Raw genomic sequence first — 15359 nt, forward strand, 5'->3', positions numbered from 1 at the left:
GCTACTCCTGCCCGCGTGCATCGGTGCAGACGGTGACACGTGCGTCATGCTCACGAAGTTCACGCAGAACGTCCCTCGGTGCGCCGGGATCGGTGATCACCTGCTCGAAATCAGCCAGGGGCGCAGCCCAATGCAACGCGGTTCGGCCAAGTTTGCTGTGATCGGCGAGAGCAATCCGTCGGCCCGACGACGCGAGCATGGCCTGCTTGCACGCGACGACGTCCTGCTCTTGGTGGTACATCCCACCGGCATCGATTCCGGAAAACGAGAAGAACCCGATATCGGCGCGGACCCGCCTCGCCGCAGCCTGGCAATCGACGCCGAGGAGCGAGGCGAGCCGACTGTTGTACTCGCCTCCGAGTACAACCAGGACCACGTCCGACCACTGCGACGCAGTGGTGATGATCGGGACGAAGTTGGTGATCAGGGTCAGCGGACGGGTCTCCTCGAGGAGTTCCAGTAAGTGGAGATTGGTCGTCGAATTATCCAGTAGCACTGACATTCCTGGCTCGACGTACTGCGCGGCCAACCGGGCAATCGACCGCTTCTCTTCCAGTGCATGGCTCATCCTGAACTCGACACTGCTCTCGAACACACTGGAAGGTTGCGCGGTGACGCCGCCGTGGAACTTCCGGACGACGCGCTTTCTCGCCAGCGCATCCAGATCTCGATGCATGGTCACCAGGCTCACACCGAACAGTTCCGCGAGTTCTTGTGCGGTGGACGTGTTGTGTGCGAACAGGTGATCGGCAATGGCTTGCTGGCGTCGTGCCGGCGGGGCCGCTCTGCTCGAGCTCACTGACGGTCTCCTCGATCTGGGCACAGGGGATGGATTGGGGATACGCCGGGCCGATCTCCATGACCGTAGCATTGTTCGACGTCCGTCCATGGATGCTCATCTACCCGATGACGACCGCAATGTGACTGCAGTACAGCCGCTTTCGTGTCGATGTGCGCGAAGGAGTCCGGTAGCCAGACGCCCGAAGTCCGTTAGCGTAACTAATGGTTAAATCTTCATGATTTGGTGAAAACTACCCATTTTCGTGCGACATACTGGGACTGCGGACCACGGTGTCCGCCTCTCGCTGGTCTGCTCAAGGCCCAATTCATCCCCTAAAAGAGGAGTGGCATCCGCAATGCGCGGTCTCGTTCGTTCACGTTCAAAAGTAGTGAAATATGCTGGGGCGCTTGCAGTTATCGCCATGATGTCGACCGCTGGATGTTCCAGTGCGGTGGGAGGCGGTGGCAGCGATGCAGCCGCAGGCACGGTGGTCCAGTACAACAGTCCGGACGAGTGGGCGAATTACAAGGACGTCCGAGCGGCATTCGCCGAGCAGACGGACATCACCGTTCCCGCCGATGTCAAGAACAGCGGGCAGACTCTCTCCGCACTGGCAGAGCAGAAGGACCATCCGCAGGCCGATGTGGCCTACTGGGGACCAACCTTCGGTGTCTCTGCTGATCAGCAGGGTCTCTTGGAACCCTATGTGCCGGCCGGGGCCGACGAGATCTCGAACGATTTGAAGGCCGCCGATGGTTCATGGAACGTCGCGCACTACGGCGTGGTGTCGTTCCTGGTCAACAAGAAGGCGCTCGGCGGGCTTCCCGTGCCGCAGAGTTGGGACGATCTGCTCAAGCCCGAGTACAAGGACATGGTGTTCTACGCCGATCCGGCAAAGGCGGCGATCGGGTACTACACGGCGGCGGCGGTCAATCTTGCTCGCGGCGGGTCGATGACCGACTGGTCCCCGGCCCTCGACTACTTCGCGAAGTTGAAGGCGAACGGTGGTCAGGCGCCTGTCAACACCACGCCCAGCAAGGCGGCTTCGGGTGAGTATCCGATCCTCGTCGACGCTGACTTCAACGGCTACGCACAGAAGTACAACCAGAATGCCGACATCGAGGTCGTCCTTCCCTCCGACGGAACCGTCAAGGTCGCCTACGCTTTGAGCCTGGTCAAGAACGGGCCGAATCCGGACGGCGCGAAGAAGTGGATCGACTTCCAGTTCTCGGATGAGGGGCAGAAGCTCTTCGCTGAGTTCTACGTGCATCCCGTTCGCGGTGAAATGCCTGCCGACATCGCGGCGAAGATCGCTCCGAGTGAGGCGTACGACGCGGCGCAGTCGCTTGACATGACCGAACTCGCTGCGGCACAGGCTGATTTCGTCGCCGATTACACCGCTGCAATCTCGGGCTGACCATGCTCATGACCGGCCCGAGCACCAAACGCACCGGCCGGCCGAGGCCGCGCGTCCCGCGCGGCCTCGGCGTGATGGTGTGTTCGATTCCCGCAGTCGCCTTCCTGGTGTTGTTCATGGTGGCTCCACTCACATCCTTTCTGGTCCGAAGCGTCACGGGATCCGGTGGGGGATTCACCTGGCAGTACTACACAGAGATCTTCACGGTGGCGAATTACCGTACCGCCCTGATCAATTCACTGTGGCTTGCGATCGCCTCCACCGTGGTCACCCTGATCGTCGCCCTTCCGGCCGCGCTTCATCTGGCCCGACTCACCAGTGGCCGGGCGGCGGGCTTCGACGCGATCCTGACCTTCCCGCTCTCGCTACCCGGGCTGGTGATCGGATTCTTCGTCATCGTGCTGTTCGGCCGCGCCGGGCTGGCGCAGGCCGCCGGGACCGCGTTGACCGGACAGCCGATGCTGGTCATCGCCTACTCGATGCCCGGTCTGCTGATTGCTTATCTCTACTTTCAGCTGCCTCGTACCCTGGGCATTCTCCGCGGTGCGGCCAGCGGCCTCGATGCAGATCTGAGTGCGGTCGCCCGCACCCTGGGTGCGTCCCCGGTGCGGATATTCGCAACGGTGGTCTTGCCTGCGTTGTGGCCTGCCATCCTGTCCGCGGCCGGGCTTGCGGTCGCAAGTTCGCTGGGCGCCTACGGAACCGTGGCCGCGCTCTCCGAGGGTTTCCGGGTCTTGCCGCTGGAAATCGCGGAGCAGGGAACAGCTCTGCAGAACACTGCGTTGGCCGGCGCGATGTCCATCACGCTGGCGGCAGTCGCCCTCGTCTTCACGCTCCTCAACACTGTGGGCGAGCGTCTCATCGCGAAATCGGAGCGTGCAAGATGAGTATGCGTACAACTCTGACGGCGCCGGTCGACCCCGTAGGTTCGACTACTCGATCCGATCGCCGATCACCCCGACCGGCTCCACGCCGAGCGCAGCGTTCCCGGCGCCGTTGGGTCACCGGCTCCGCCGCCTGGTTCTGCGTCGTCTTCTCGATCTTGCCGATCGTGGTAACCGTTCTCGTCGCATTCACCGACAATTGGAACAACGGTCCGCTCAGCGGGGGTCTCACCACCAAGTGGGTCGACGAGGCGCTGACGACATTCGTTCCGGCACTGTCGATCAGCCTGCAGGTGGCGCTCTACACGCTGGTGATCGGCATACCACTCGGGATTCCGCTGGCGCTGCTCTTTGCCCGCAGTCGGCTCCCCGGCATCGGGATCGTCAGATGGGTGACAAGTCTCCCGTTGGCCGTTCCCGGAATTGCGGTCGGGTTGGCCCTGAGCGCCATGTATCCCCAGATGCAGCGGTCGGGGTGGTTGCTGATCTGCGGTCACGTGGTCGTCACGATGCCTTTCCTGGTCGCCGCCCTCACCCCGGTCCTACGGGACCCAGACCTGCGTGAGCTCGAACAGACCGCGGCGACGCTGGGGGCAGGGGTGCTACGCCGACTGCGTACCGTGACGCTGCCGCACATCCGGCCGTCGTTGCTGGCGGCGGCGCTGATGGTGCTCACATTGAGTTTTGGTGAGTTCAACCTGACGTACTTCCTCGTCAATCCAGCACAGCAGACACTGCCGGTCGTGCTGTTCAGCTCCTTCGTCTACGGCCAAACCTCCGCTGGTGCGGCGTTGACGCTCTGGTACTGCGCTGCGGTGATTCCGATGGCGATCGCCCTTCACATTCTCGGCACACTGACGGTTAGGAGATCGAAATGACCTCAAGGACAGAAGGATCCGAAGCCTCGGTACCCGCCGTCGAGGCCACCGCGCTGGTCCGGCGCTATCCCAAATCGGATCGAGACGCAGTCAGCGGCGTGAGCTTCGATGTCTCCTCCGGAGAGGTACTGGCGTTGGTCGGACCCTCGGGCTGCGGCAAGTCCACCACTCTGCGAATGATTGCCGGACTGGAGCCACTGGACGGCGGTACGTTGTCGCTCGACGGTACCGATGCCACCGGAACCCGTCCGGAAGGCCGTCGAATCGGCTGGGTTCCACAGAGTTACGGATTGTTTCCGCACATGAGTGTGGCTGCCAACGTCGGCTATGGACTCAGCGCGCGGCGCGTCTCCAAGGACGAACGCGTCGCTGCCGTCGCCGAGGCCCTGAGGTTGGCCCGTGTCTCGGAGTTGGCCGAGCGGTCCCCGCGGCAGCTGTCCGGCGGTCAGCGCCAACGGGTTGCACTGGCGCGAGCCCTCGCCACCGATCCTCGAGTGCTACTTCTCGACGAACCCCTCGCCGCGCTGGACCCGCAACTTCGCGATGAATTGCGCCTCGAACTTGCCACGATCCTGCGTGCTTCGGGGCGCGCGACGATCCTGGTCACACACGATCAGCAAGAAGCGCTGGCCCTCGCTGATCGCATCGCAGTCATGCGCGATGGCCGAATGGAGCAGTGCGCCACGGCACGAGAACTCTGGCAGCAGCCGGCCAATGCATTCGTCGCGGCCTTCCTCGGGCGCGCCGCACTGGTGAGCGGCAGCGTCACGGCGAACCGGACAATAGCGGTCAACGGTGGTTGGGAGATCCCCGTCGACCAGATTGCCTCCAGCGGCCTGGTCGCCGGTCAGAACTGCGAACTCGTCCTCCGGACACGCAGTTTCGCTCATTGCACCGAGCCCGGGGCCGGCTTGCCGCTGCGCGTTGTCCAGAGTGAGTACCTCGGGGATCTCGTGCGGGTGCACGGCCGGATCGGTCTCTCCGACACTGCGCTGACAGTGGAGTTGCCGTCATCGATTGCTGTCACCGACTGGATCGGACTCGTGCCTGTTCCCGGATCGATCACAGTCAATTCTGTTGCTGACGAAAGGGTTTCATCATTACTGCCACACTAGAGGCGCAGGGCGGCCGGGAGACGCTGATCCTGTGGGACCTCGACCGTACGCTGCTTGACGTAGCGGGCGTCGACCGCGAGGTCTGGTTCGAACTGTGTTCCGAAATAGTGGGCCGGCCCATCGCCGACGCGAAGGTCATCGAGGGAAGCACCATCCGTGGGTTGCTGCGCTCGATACTGCAACAGTTCGACGTCCCCGAATCCGAGGCCGACCAACTGTTGCCGCGGGCGTTGGCCCGAGAGGTCGAACTCCTGCGGGAACGCCGTGCGTTGCTGGTGCAACGAGGCCGCGCATTGCCCGGCGCCAAGTCGGCGATCGAGGACTTTTCGCGCTACTCGCACATATATCAATCCGCACTCACCGGAAATCAGATCGAAGTGGCCGAAATCAAATTGGCGGCGTACGGACTGCTCGACGGACTCGACCTCCAGCAGGGAGCCTTTGGCAAGGACACGATGAAACGACCTGACTTGGTTCCCATTGCCATCGCCAACGCGGAACGTCGACTGGGTCGGCGCGTCGACCCTGCTGACGTGCTCTTGATCGGCGACACCGTACTCGACGTCGAGGCGGCTCGACGGAACGGTGCCCGGGTCGTGGCCGTGAGTACCGGAACCGCTGATGCGGAATCGTTGTCCGCCGCCGGAGCGGATCTGGTCGTCTCCAGCCTGGAGGATCTCTGCAACACCGTTCGCAACACACCGACACTGAATGGAATTCTGTAATGGCATACGACAATTGCTACGAATTGGTTCAGATCAGCGACACCCATCTGGTCGCTTCGGGCGAATTGCTCGAAGGGCTCGACACGCAGGCCCACCTCGAACTTGCCTGCGAAGCGATCCGCGCCGCTGACACCACGTTCGACGCGATCCTACTGACCGGCGATCTGGTGGATGGGGGCGGACGCGAAGCCTACCAACGACTCTCGTCCCTCATCGGTGATCTGAGTGCGGACTTGGGTGTACCCGCGATTTACCTGTCCGGCAATCATGATGATCCCACCCTGTTCGCCGAAGAGCTGGGAACGCCGGTTTCTGCTCAGGGAACACTCGACTTCACCACGCACGTCCGGGATCTGCGAGTGATCGGATTGGACAGCAACGTGCTGGGCGCCGGACACGGGGAGATCCGTCCCCACCAGTTCGAATGGCTGGCAGAAACGTTGAGCACCAAGGCTGCCGACGGTACGGTGCTGATCATCCATCACCCGCCGATGCCGGCCACTTCGCCGTATCTCGAGGACTACATCCTCGATCCCGACGATCGGGAACAGCTTGGCGATCTTGTTCGCGACTCGGATGTGCGAATGATCGTCTCCGGTCATTACCACCAGCCGGTCGGCGCCGTGCTCGCCGGAATCCCGCTCTGGGCAGGTGGCGCAGTGTCGTACACCGGTAGCGCCTTTGCTCCGAGCGGACTGCATCAGGGGCTACGCATGCCGATGATTTCGAAGATTCAACTGCATTCGGAGACCGCTTTCGGACTCGCTCATCCGTTGTTGACGGAGGCGCCGGTCTACACGATGTCGAGCGAGTAGGGGACAACCTCTCGCGCGCGTTTGGCAGTCAGGGCGGGCAGTCGACGGCGGTCAGGGCGGGCGTTCGATCATGAATCGATTCTGGGCGGACACCAGGCCCGCAACGTTCGATGTTGGCGAGGAAATCGCGGCTGGTGGTCACCCGTTTCGGGTGATGCGCGCGGCGCCACTGCTGCCGATGCTGGTAGTCGGGCGCGTTCTGGGCGTCAGGGCATACCAACCGATTCGGGGGTTTGGCGATCGATATCCGCGGCTCGGTGTGTGATCGGCGAGCGGCTGTCGTGTGGTGCCGGGGCGCGCAGTCATGAGCGACCACCAGGAGACCATCCATTCGGCGGTTCCGTTGGTGCTCGTTGGTTCGGTGTTCGTCTACTCGATCGTGTCGGCGCGACTGGATCGGGCGCGGGTGAGTGCGCCGATGGTGTTCGTGGCGATCGGGGTGCTGATCGGGGCCTCCGGTCTCGGGCTCGTGCGGGTGGATCCGGGCGGCCACTGGTTGCTGACGGTCGCCGAGTTGACCCTTGCCCTGCTGCTCTTCTCGGATGCATCGCACTTGCGGTTGCGTGACGTCGAGGGCGATTCGGGACCGCCGACCCGGTTGCTGCTGATCGGGTTGCCGCTCACTCTGCTCGCGGGCACCCTGCTCGCATTCTGGATGTTCCCCGATCGCGGATGGGTGGTGGCCGCCCTGATCGCCGCACTCCTCGCCCCGACCGACGCCGCGCTCGGTGCCGTGGTGGTCAGCGACACCCGGATCCCCGCCCGGATACGCCGGATGCTGAATGTCGAAAGTGGACTCAACGACGGCATGGCCACGCCGGTGGTGATGGTGCTGATCACGGTGGTCGCGTCGGAGGCCGAAAAGCTCGGTTCTCTCGATTGGGTCCTGGATGCCGCCTGGGCGATGTCGGTTGCCGTGGTGGTCGCGATTGTTGTCGGCGGTGGTGGCGGCTGGGTGCTGCGCTGGTGTCGCGGCCGCGGGTGGACATCGCCGTTGTCGGAGCAGGTAGCCGTCCTGATGATGGCGCTGCTGTGTTATCTCGCCGCGACCGAGATCGACGGCAACGGGTTTGTCGCGGCGTTCGTGGGCGGGATGCTCTTCGGATTCGCGACGCCGCCGTCGCTGCGCGTGCGGTCCGAGTTCACCGAGACGATGGGGTTGTTGGCGTCTTATGTGGTGTGGATGGCGTTCGGCGCCACCATGGTCGGGACGGCGCTCGAGCATGCCACCGTGCGGACCGTGGTGGTCGCGGTCGGTGCGTTGACGGTGGTTCGGATGGTTCCGGTGGCCATCGCGATGGCCCGCGGCCGGTGGGGATGGCAGACGATCCTGTTCGTCGGATGGTTTGGTCCGCGGGGCCTGGCGACGGTGATCTTCGTGATGATCGCGGCGCAGGAACTGGGGACGTCCGCGGTCTCCGATCACCTGATCGAGGTCGCCTCGCTGACGGTGGTGTTCTCGATCCTGGCGCACGGCCTCAGTGCGTTCCCGCTGGCGGGACGCTACGGGCGGTGGGCGGCGTCCCTGCCCGACGATGCTCCTGAGCGGGTGGCGGTGACCGCGGTGTCGACCCGGCGGGTGATGCTGCACATCGGACCGCGCGGCGCCGAACACGAGTCACCCCCCGATCGGTCGTGAAGTGCACCGGGTTGCTGCTCCGGATGACCGGCGTGGCCAAGCCGAAATAATTTGATACTGATCATGTCAATTGCTGAACACAAACACCCTACGAATGTTGCGATGGAGGCACGAAAAGACAACAAAGACATTCCAGGACGGTGAAGTGTATGAAATCGTTACAAAGAGGGTTCGCGGTTGTGGCCGCGACCGTGACAGCGCTGACCGGCGCGCTTCTGGTGCCTCCGGCCATCGCGCCGCCGGTTGTCCACGCGGAGCCGGAAGCCTCGCCCGACGCATTTCTCGCGGGCGATCCGATCGGCCGTTACATCGTGGTTCTCGGTGCACGCATCGAGGCCCGAGGAACCCCGCCTCCGATACTCGTGCAGCGCCTGGACCGAGCTGCAGCGCTGTCATACGTGAATCCGTTCAACAGGATCATCGTCACCGGTGGAAACACCGGGGTGGTGCCGATATCCGAGGCCACCTTCATGCATCGTGAACTCGTCGAACGCGGCATTGCGCCCTGGCTGGTCATCGACGAACACACAGCCATGAGTACCAACGACAACGCGATCCGGGCGGTTGCGATGCTCAAGGGTCTCGGCGCCACCGGCGCCGTCATCGTCACCAACGACTTTCATATGCCCCGTGCCATGAAGCTGTTCCGCGCACAAGCGGCCGAACAGCGGGTGAACCTCACGTTTGTACCCGGATACGCCTGACGGGGGACACGCCCCGGCGCTCGCCGTCAGCTCTGCGAGAGCACGGTGGTGACGATTTTCGCCAGGTAGCCGATGCGGGCGATCTCGGACGGCCGGAAGTCCGGGCCACCTGGTCGTCCGAGCAACAGCGCCTTGCCGGGCGTACCGATTGGAGCGGCGGCCAGCCGGATGTCCATGTCGCGCCATGACTGGGGGACCCAGGGCGCTTCGGGATTGAGCTCGGCGGTCTCGGCGATGGGCAGCCAGCTGGCATCGGTCAGCTGGGTCTCGGGAGCACTCGAGCTGCCGAACAACTGGATTGCGCCGCCGCCACCGCCTGTGGTGATGATGGTCGCCCAGTCGACCCGGAGAACTCGGGGTGCGGAATCGACCAGCACCTGCAGACGATCGCGGCCTGCGCGGGCGATGTCGTTGACCAGTTCGAGTTCGCGATGGGTTTCGAGCAGACCGGTGTAGGGCCGGATCGAGTCGACGCGGACCCCGTCCACCTTCTCCGCCGCCGTGATCAACGTGTCGGGCAGTGCACCGCGGGGGACCTCGACCACGATGTCGTCGACCGCGTAGCCCTCACCGCGCTCGACGACGTCCAACGAGAGGATGTCGGCGCCGACGGAACCGAGTGACACGGCCAGTAGACCGAGTGAGCCGGGACGATCTTGCAGGTAGACGCGCAACAGGTAGGACACGCCGGTCATTGTCCCACCGGAGCTGGTCCGGCGCTGTTCAGGCGCCGCTCAGCGGAGATCCAGGACCGCGTGATACGAGGTGGTCAGCTCTGAGGGGGATTCCCGGCGAGCGGTTCGACGACGACTGCGGTGCCGTATGCGCAGACCTCGATGCCGGTGCCTGCGTACTCGGTGGTCTCGAATCGGAAGGCCACCACGGCATTGGCTCCCCGATTTTGAGCTTCGGTGGCCAGACGTGACAGTGCCTCTTGCCTGCAGTCGTGCAGCAATTGGGTGATGCCCTTGAGTTCTCCGCCCACCATCGACTTGAACCCGGCGCCGATGTTCGATCCGAGGTGGCGTGAACGAACTGTCAGGCCGAAACACTCGCCGATCGTGTGGGCGACCCGGTAACCCGGGATGTCATTGGATGTGACGATGATCATGCGCAACCCTAACTGAATCGCGTTGTGGCGGGTGGCCTCAGAACGCAGGCGTGTGATCGTCGGTGGAGGGACCGGACGGCCATGCCTGCCGTCGGTCGGCGGCCGACTACTCTGGCCGAAGGGTTCGGCCCACAGTTCGTGAGCTGCCCACACCGACAAGAAAGGGTGCATCTGCGTGTCTGCCATCTCGCGTGATGAAGTAGCGCATCTGGCCCGGCTGTCCCGGCTGGCGCTGACCGACGACGAACTCGACCACTACGCTGGTCAGCTCGATTCGATCCTGTCGCACGTCGCGAACATCTCCGAGGTCGCCGCTGCTGACGTCCCCGGCACTGCACATCCCGCCGACCTGGCCAATGTGCTGCGTCCGGATGTTGTCGTGCCCGGGCTGACCCCCGATGAAGCCCTGTCCGGTGCGCCCGCAGTGGAGCAACAGCGGTTCGCCGTCCCCCAGATCCTCGGAGAAGAAGCGTGAGCGCCCCCACCAGAGAGTCCGGTGCCATCACCGGACAGTCCGCTGCCGACCTCGCCGCCAAGATTCACGCCGGTGAGCTGTCCGCGGTCGAGGTCACCCAGGCCCACCTCGATCGGATCGAGGCGGTCGACGGTGAGCTGAACGCCTTCCTCCACGTCGGTGCCGAGCAGGCGCTGGCGACCGCGGCAGAGGTCGACAAGGCCGTCGCCGCCGGTCAGGCCCCCGCCTCTCCGCTGGCCGGAGTTCCGCTGGCGCTCAAGGACGTGTTCACTACGACTGACGCCCCGACGACGTGCGGCTCGAAGATCCTCGAAGGCTGGGTTTCGCCGTACGACGCCACCGTCACCGCCAAGCTGCGCGCGGCAGGCATTCCGATTCTGGGCAAGACCAACATGGACGAGTTCGCGATGGGTTCGTCCACCGAGAACTCCGCTTACGGCGTGACCCGCAATCCGTGGGACACCACCAAGATTCCCGGTGGCTCGGGTGGCGGCAGTGCAGCCGCGCTGGCGTCGTTCCAGGCCCCGCTCGCCATCGGTACCGACACCGGTGGTTCGGTGCGGCAGCCGGCTTCGGTCACCGGCACCGTCGGCGTCAAGCCGACGTACGGCACGGTGTCGCGGTATGGGTTGGTCGCTTGCGCCTCCTCACTTGATCAGGGTGGGCCATGTGCCCGAACGGTTCTGGACACCGCTCTGCTGCATCAGGTGATCGCCGGCCACGACCCCCGCGATTCGACGTCGATCAACAAGCCCATCGCGGACATGGTTGCCGCTGCCAAAGCCGGTGCTGCCGAAGATCTTTCGGGTGTCCGGATCGGCGTCGTCACCGAGCTCCAGGGTGATGGCTACCAGGCGGGTGTGCTCGAATCGTTCAACGCAGCCGTGACAACTCTGAAAGAGCGCGGCGCCGAGATCGTCGAGGTCTCCTGCCCGCACTTCACCTACGCGCTGGGTGCGTACTACCTGATCCTGCCGTCGGAGGTGTCGAGCAACCTCGCCCGCTTCGACGCGATGCGATACGGATTGCGCGTCGGCGACGACGGCACCAACAGCGCCGACCAGGTGATGGCGATGACCCGTGACGCCGGTTTCGGTGCTGAGGTCAAGCGCCGCATCATGATCGGTACCTACGCCCTGTCGTCGGGCTACTACGACGCGTATTACGGCCAGGCACAGAAGGTTCGGACGCTCATCGCCCGCGACTTCGCCAAGGCCTACGAATCGGTGGATGTACTCATCTCGCCGACGACACCGACCACCGCGTTCGCGATCGGCGAGAAGGTCGACGATCCGCTGGCCATGTACCTGTTCGACCTGTGCACCCTGCCGGTCAACCTGGCGGGCAACTGCGCGATGTCGGTGCCGTCGGGACTGTCGGTGGACGACGGACTGCCCGTCGGACTGCAGATCATGGCGCCATCGATGGCCGATGAACGTCTCTACCGCGTCGGTGCCGCCTACGAAGCCGCTCGAGGCCCCATCGTCTGACCCGATCCTGTGCCCTTTTGGCGAACAGAACCCCAGGTGGGGGTCGCCAAAAGGGCACATCATCGGTGGCACGCGGGCGCCAGTAAACCCTGCTCGGTGCCATATTGATGGCCGAATCCGGCCGGGAATGACAGTGCTCCGATGAGGTCGACGCTGGCCTGAAGGAAACCGGCGATCGGTATCCATGGTGCCTGTGGCATGTCGGAACGCAGATCGGTCGGTAGCTGCGGCGGTTGCCAGAGCAGTCGCGGCGACCATCGGATGACCGGGTCGGAACTGTTGGCCAGCACCGTTGTGTCGGGTGCGGCGACAGTGGCCGAGCCTTCCGGTGCGCCCGCGAGAATCGTGTGGCAGATCGCGTCGGGTTCGGCATCGAGAAGTTGGCGCCGAGCGGCGTCGGCACCGATCGCGCCCAGACTCTGGCCGTAGAGGTAGATCTCGGGGCGCTCATCCGTCGGGGATTGTTCGACGGCCGACACCACCGCCTCTGTCAGCGCCACGGCACTGTCCCGGGCCGGTTGCGGGGACGAGACAAAAGCCTGCCACGACGGAATGTCGCTGTACTGCAACGTGATCACGCTGACGTCACCGCCGAAGCGGGTTTCGAATCCGGTGACCGCGTCGGAATCCACCCAGCCCGATCCGGTGGGAACCGCGATCACCACCGTCCGCCGCTGCAATCCGCCGGACTCCTGCCAGTGCCGTACGGTCTCGGTCGCCCGGACCTGCACATCACGGTCGTCGAGTTCACCGTAGATCCGCAGGGACGATGCGGTGGCATCCGTGCTGACGAACTTCTGCGCCGGACTGGGGTTAGGTCCGGCCGCGCCGGCGGGCGACGGTATCAGCGGCAGTACCGCCACCGCGGCCAGTGCGGCGACGACCGCCCGCGTCCGGGGGCGGGCGTGACAGGCGGCTGCGATCAGCGCCGACGGAGCCAGTGTGCCGAGGATCCACCGGATGTCGATGGGAGCCATCTCCAGGTGTGTACGTAATCCGTTCTGCCACCAGATCATGTGGCCGAACAGGCCGGTGAACAGTCCGGCGCAGATCCATCCGATATACCTCCTGGACCGGAGGTTCCCTGGCCGCCGTCGGCCCGCGACTCGGCCGAACAACGCGCCCAGTCCGCCGAATACGGCCAGGACCAGTCCTGCCACCAACGCCCCGCGTGGCAGCGATGCCGGCGCGAGCGCCAGTGCAGCACCGGTCATTGCCCCGATGCTGGTCAGTGGACGGGGCCAACTCGGTGCTCTGCGCTGTCGCGTACTCATGCCAGACCCACCAGCGAGGCGAGCGATTCGCCGCCGCGCTGAACCGAGGTCACCACGATCGATGACAATGATTCCTTGCTCACGGGCGCGCCGGCATGCTGGCGCCAGGTGTTGAACGCCAAACCGATTCGTGCCAGGTCCGCAGCCCAGTGGCAGGCCGGGTTGCTGCAGGAGTCGTGCATCGACTCGATCAACATGTGGTCCAACGAATTTCGTGCCCAGGGGCCCAACGGTTCACCGTGGCGCTGTGCGTAGCGCAAGAGGTCGTAACCGAAGTCATGGGCCTTGCAGAGATCTTCGAATCGCTCGGGGAGAGGGATGGGCGACGAACATGCCCCGTCCGGGTTGCTGGGCACTCCGTGCGTCATCTGCGGCTGGTAACCGAGCGACGCCGCGAAATCGTCCGGCAGCGATTGCATCGCCTGCTGCGGGTCGCGTCCGGCCAAGGCGGTCACGACAATTCCGGCCGGGCTCTGACGTTCGGCCATCTCGATTGCCGACATACCCACCGGCGCCGAGGCGGCGTTCGCTGCGGCGGGCCACATACCCACCGCTACGACTGTGCTGATCACCATGCTGGACAGGAAGATTCGACTCGCGGCAGCTCGCATGAGATCAACCTAGAAATCGCAGGCGCTACGGCACATCGGTCGACCGGGGTGTATGCGTCCGACGTATCCGGGTGAGTTGCGCCGCCGTCCACTACGGCGGGGGCGTCTTGATCTCACTCTCAGGTATGAGGACCAACCAGGAAAGGGGAGCTAGCGTGGCAGAGGTGAAACTGTGGACAGCACCTGCCGACTACGTGGTCGGCGAGGTCAAGAAATTGCCGATCGCAGCCGACCCTGCGGTCGCTCGATTCTTGGGGCATCGGATCAACATCTTCCTCACGCTGGTCGCGTTGATCATGTATTCGATCGCCTGGCCGACGCTGTCGCAGACACACGATGTGCGGCCTGCCGTCATGCCGATCGTGGCGGCGTTTGCCGCGTTCCCGATCATGCTCGGCTGGTCCAATCCGACCCTGGGTTGGGCAATCTCGGTGGTCTCGGCACAGCTCATCGGATTGACCATCGATCCGGTCAACGACTGGAACCACACGATTTCGGTGGTGCACCTGATCGAGATCCTGGTCCTGACCGTGTTGGCGTATCTGCGGGCGCCGCTGCGATTGCTGCCGGTCTTCTGGGCGGTGTCCAGCTTTGTGATGTATCAGGCGACACCGCCGGAAGCCCAGGCCGGCTGGGTCGTAGGGCTGACCATTGCGGCCGTCATCTGCATCCTGATCCGGATCATCGTGCGGTCGCGGGTTGCGCTGGCACAACAAACGGTGTTGAAAGACACCGAAAAGTCCAAGAATGCAGTGCTTTCCGAACGAACCCGCATCGCCCGCGACCTCCATGACGTTGTTGCGCATCGGATGTCGGTGGTGGTGGTGCAGGCACAGACCGCGAAGTATCGGGTGGACGGAGTGGGGGAGGAGGCGGCAGCAGAGTTCGATGCCATCGCCGATGTCGCCCGCGAAGCCCTCGACGAGGTGAGGATGATGTTGGGAGTGCTCCGACTGGAGGACGATTCGCCGGGCGCCGAGGCATATGCGCGCAACCCCAATCCCGGGATCGAACAGATCGACGGGATCGTCGCGGCGACCCGCGGTGCCGGGGTCGATGTCACGTACCACCCGTTGTCGACCGGTGAGCAAGTCGGTGATGCCAGTGCGCTGGTTGCCTACCGCATCGTGCAGGAGTCATTGGCCAACACCACTCGTTATGCAGTCGGTGCCCAGGTCACCGTCGAATTGTCGGTACTCGGTGATGATGTGAACATCACGGTTGCCAACACCGCATCCACCGGGCAGTCGATCAATCTGGAGTCGTCAGGTGGGCAAGGGATTCCGGGGATGATCGAGCGGGCAAAGGCGGTCGGTGGGGTGTTGTCGGCAGCGCCGCAGCCAGGTGGTGGGTTTGTGGTCCGTGCGCGCCTGCCGCTCCGAGCGGTCGGTGTGCCCGAACTCCCCGGGTCGACCACCGACTGATCCCCCGAGTGAAAGT

The 15359-nt window shown here is 64.3% G+C and carries 16 protein-coding genes; 11 read left to right on the forward strand and 5 right to left on the reverse strand.

Annotated elements, in window-relative coordinates; translation table 11 throughout:
* Position 1 precedes the first annotated feature (1 nt).
* Positions 2-799: a DeoR/GlpR family DNA-binding transcription regulator gene (locus AC1D75_RS11125; RefSeq protein ID WP_495515285.1), complete on the reverse strand. Its 798-nt coding sequence runs from the start codon at positions 797-799 to the stop codon at positions 2-4.
* 403 nt (positions 800-1202) lie between these two features.
* On the opposite strand from AC1D75_RS11125, the gene AC1D75_RS11130 reads away from it, so the two are divergent.
* The 8 genes from AC1D75_RS11130 (at position 1203) to AC1D75_RS11165 (ending at position 8958) form a co-directional block, all read left to right on the forward strand.
* On the forward strand, positions 1203-2198 hold the full coding sequence (locus tag AC1D75_RS11130; RefSeq protein ID WP_495515286.1) for an extracellular solute-binding protein: 996 nt from the start codon (positions 1203-1205) through the stop codon (positions 2196-2198).
* Between the two features lie 8 nt (positions 2199-2206).
* Complete coding sequence (locus AC1D75_RS11135) at positions 2207-3085, forward strand: ABC transporter permease (protein ID WP_495515287.1); 879 nt, start codon at positions 2207-2209, stop codon at positions 3083-3085.
* A gap of 164 nt (positions 3086-3249) precedes the next feature.
* Entirely contained in the window at positions 3250-3960 is a 711-nt protein-coding gene (locus AC1D75_RS11140; protein WP_495515288.1) for an ABC transporter permease, read from the forward strand.
* On the forward strand, positions 3957-5075 hold the full coding sequence (locus tag AC1D75_RS11145; protein WP_495515289.1) for an ABC transporter ATP-binding protein: 1119 nt from the start codon (positions 3957-3959) through the stop codon (positions 5073-5075). Before AC1D75_RS11140 ends, AC1D75_RS11145 begins: the two co-directional genes overlap by 4 nt.
* Before the next feature lie 29 nt (positions 5076-5104).
* A complete protein-coding gene (locus tag AC1D75_RS11150; protein ID WP_495516048.1) occupies positions 5105-5800 on the forward strand; it encodes an HAD family hydrolase in 696 nt (231 codons plus the stop codon).
* Positions 5800-6615, forward strand: a complete 816-nt coding sequence (locus AC1D75_RS11155) for a metallophosphoesterase (RefSeq protein ID WP_495515290.1) — start codon at positions 5800-5802, stop codon at positions 6613-6615. Before AC1D75_RS11150 ends, AC1D75_RS11155 begins: the two co-directional genes overlap by 1 nt.
* Before the next feature lie 304 nt (positions 6616-6919).
* Positions 6920-8254 carry a cation:proton antiporter gene (locus tag AC1D75_RS11160; RefSeq protein ID WP_495515291.1) on the forward strand — a complete coding sequence of 445 codons (1335 nt, stop codon included), beginning with the start codon at positions 6920-6922 and terminating at the stop codon, positions 8252-8254.
* A 149-nt stretch (positions 8255-8403) separates the two neighbouring features.
* A complete protein-coding gene (locus AC1D75_RS11165) occupies positions 8404-8958 on the forward strand; it encodes a YdcF family protein (protein ID WP_495515292.1) in 555 nt (184 codons plus the stop codon).
* A 26-nt stretch (positions 8959-8984) separates the two neighbouring features.
* Here the strand turns inward: AC1D75_RS11165 and AC1D75_RS11170 are convergent, their stop codons facing one another.
* Complete coding sequence (locus tag AC1D75_RS11170; protein WP_495515293.1) at positions 8985-9653, reverse strand: ACT domain-containing protein; 669 nt, start codon at positions 9651-9653, stop codon at positions 8985-8987.
* 74 nt (positions 9654-9727) lie between these two features.
* On the reverse strand, positions 9728-10069 hold the full coding sequence (locus tag AC1D75_RS11175; protein ID WP_495515294.1) for a YbjQ family protein: 342 nt from the start codon (positions 10067-10069) through the stop codon (positions 9728-9730).
* A 175-nt stretch (positions 10070-10244) separates the two neighbouring features.
* On the opposite strand from AC1D75_RS11175, the gene gatC reads away from it, so the two are divergent.
* Together gatC and gatA are read left to right on the forward strand one after the other, a co-directional pair.
* A complete protein-coding gene (gene gatC, locus AC1D75_RS11180; protein ID WP_495515295.1) occupies positions 10245-10544 on the forward strand; it encodes an Asp-tRNA(Asn)/Glu-tRNA(Gln) amidotransferase subunit GatC in 300 nt (99 codons plus the stop codon).
* A complete protein-coding gene (gene gatA / locus AC1D75_RS11185; protein WP_495515296.1) occupies positions 10541-12034 on the forward strand; it encodes an Asp-tRNA(Asn)/Glu-tRNA(Gln) amidotransferase subunit GatA in 1494 nt (497 codons plus the stop codon). The genes gatC and gatA overlap by 4 nt, the downstream gene beginning before the upstream one ends.
* Before the next feature lie 59 nt (positions 12035-12093).
* Here gatA and AC1D75_RS11190 read toward each other — a convergent pair whose 3' ends face one another.
* Positions 12094-13248 carry an alpha/beta-hydrolase family protein gene (locus tag AC1D75_RS11190; protein ID WP_495515297.1) on the reverse strand — a complete coding sequence of 385 codons (1155 nt, stop codon included), beginning with the start codon at positions 13246-13248 and terminating at the stop codon, positions 12094-12096.
* 56 nt (positions 13249-13304) lie between these two features.
* Positions 13305-13919, reverse strand: coding sequence for a hypothetical protein (locus AC1D75_RS11195; RefSeq protein WP_495515298.1), 615 nt, complete (start codon positions 13917-13919; stop codon positions 13305-13307).
* A gap of 155 nt (positions 13920-14074) precedes the next feature.
* Between AC1D75_RS11195 and AC1D75_RS11200 the strand changes: the two genes are divergently transcribed.
* Positions 14075-15343, forward strand: a complete 1269-nt coding sequence (locus AC1D75_RS11200) for a sensor histidine kinase (protein ID WP_495515299.1) — start codon at positions 14075-14077, stop codon at positions 15341-15343.
* The last annotated feature ends 16 nt before the right edge of the window (positions 15344-15359 follow it).

The organism is Williamsia sp. Y712, from assembly GCF_059445525.1.

What these genes read in the sequence shown, in the direction of transcription:
- AC1D75_RS11130 (WP_495515286.1), top strand. Translation starts at nt 1,203, where the DNA reads ATGATGTCGACCGCTGGATGTTCCAGTGCGGTGGGAGGCGGTGGCAGC.
- AC1D75_RS11135 (WP_495515287.1), top strand. Translation starts at nt 2,207, where the DNA reads ATGACCGGCCCGAGCACCAAACGCACCGGCCGGCCGAGGCCGCGCGTC.
- AC1D75_RS11145 (WP_495515289.1), top strand. Translation starts at nt 3,957, where the DNA reads ATGACCTCAAGGACAGAAGGATCCGAAGCCTCGGTACCCGCCGTCGAG.
- AC1D75_RS11155 (WP_495515290.1), top strand. Translation starts at nt 5,800, where the DNA reads ATGGCATACGACAATTGCTACGAATTGGTTCAGATCAGCGACACCCAT.
- AC1D75_RS11160 (WP_495515291.1), top strand. Translation starts at nt 6,920, where the DNA reads ATGAGCGACCACCAGGAGACCATCCATTCGGCGGTTCCGTTGGTGCTC.
- AC1D75_RS11165 (WP_495515292.1), top strand. Translation starts at nt 8,404, where the DNA reads ATGAAATCGTTACAAAGAGGGTTCGCGGTTGTGGCCGCGACCGTGACA.
- AC1D75_RS11170 (WP_495515293.1), bottom strand. Translation starts at nt 9,653, where the DNA reads ATGACCGGCGTGTCCTACCTGTTGCGCGTCTACCTGCAAGATCGTCCC.
- AC1D75_RS11175 (WP_495515294.1), bottom strand. Translation starts at nt 10,069, where the DNA reads ATGATCATCGTCACATCCAATGACATCCCGGGTTACCGGGTCGCCCAC.
- AC1D75_RS11190 (WP_495515297.1), bottom strand. Translation starts at nt 13,248, where the DNA reads ATGACCGGTGCTGCACTGGCGCTCGCGCCGGCATCGCTGCCACGCGGG.
- AC1D75_RS11195 (WP_495515298.1), bottom strand. Translation starts at nt 13,919, where the DNA reads ATGCGAGCTGCCGCGAGTCGAATCTTCCTGTCCAGCATGGTGATCAGC.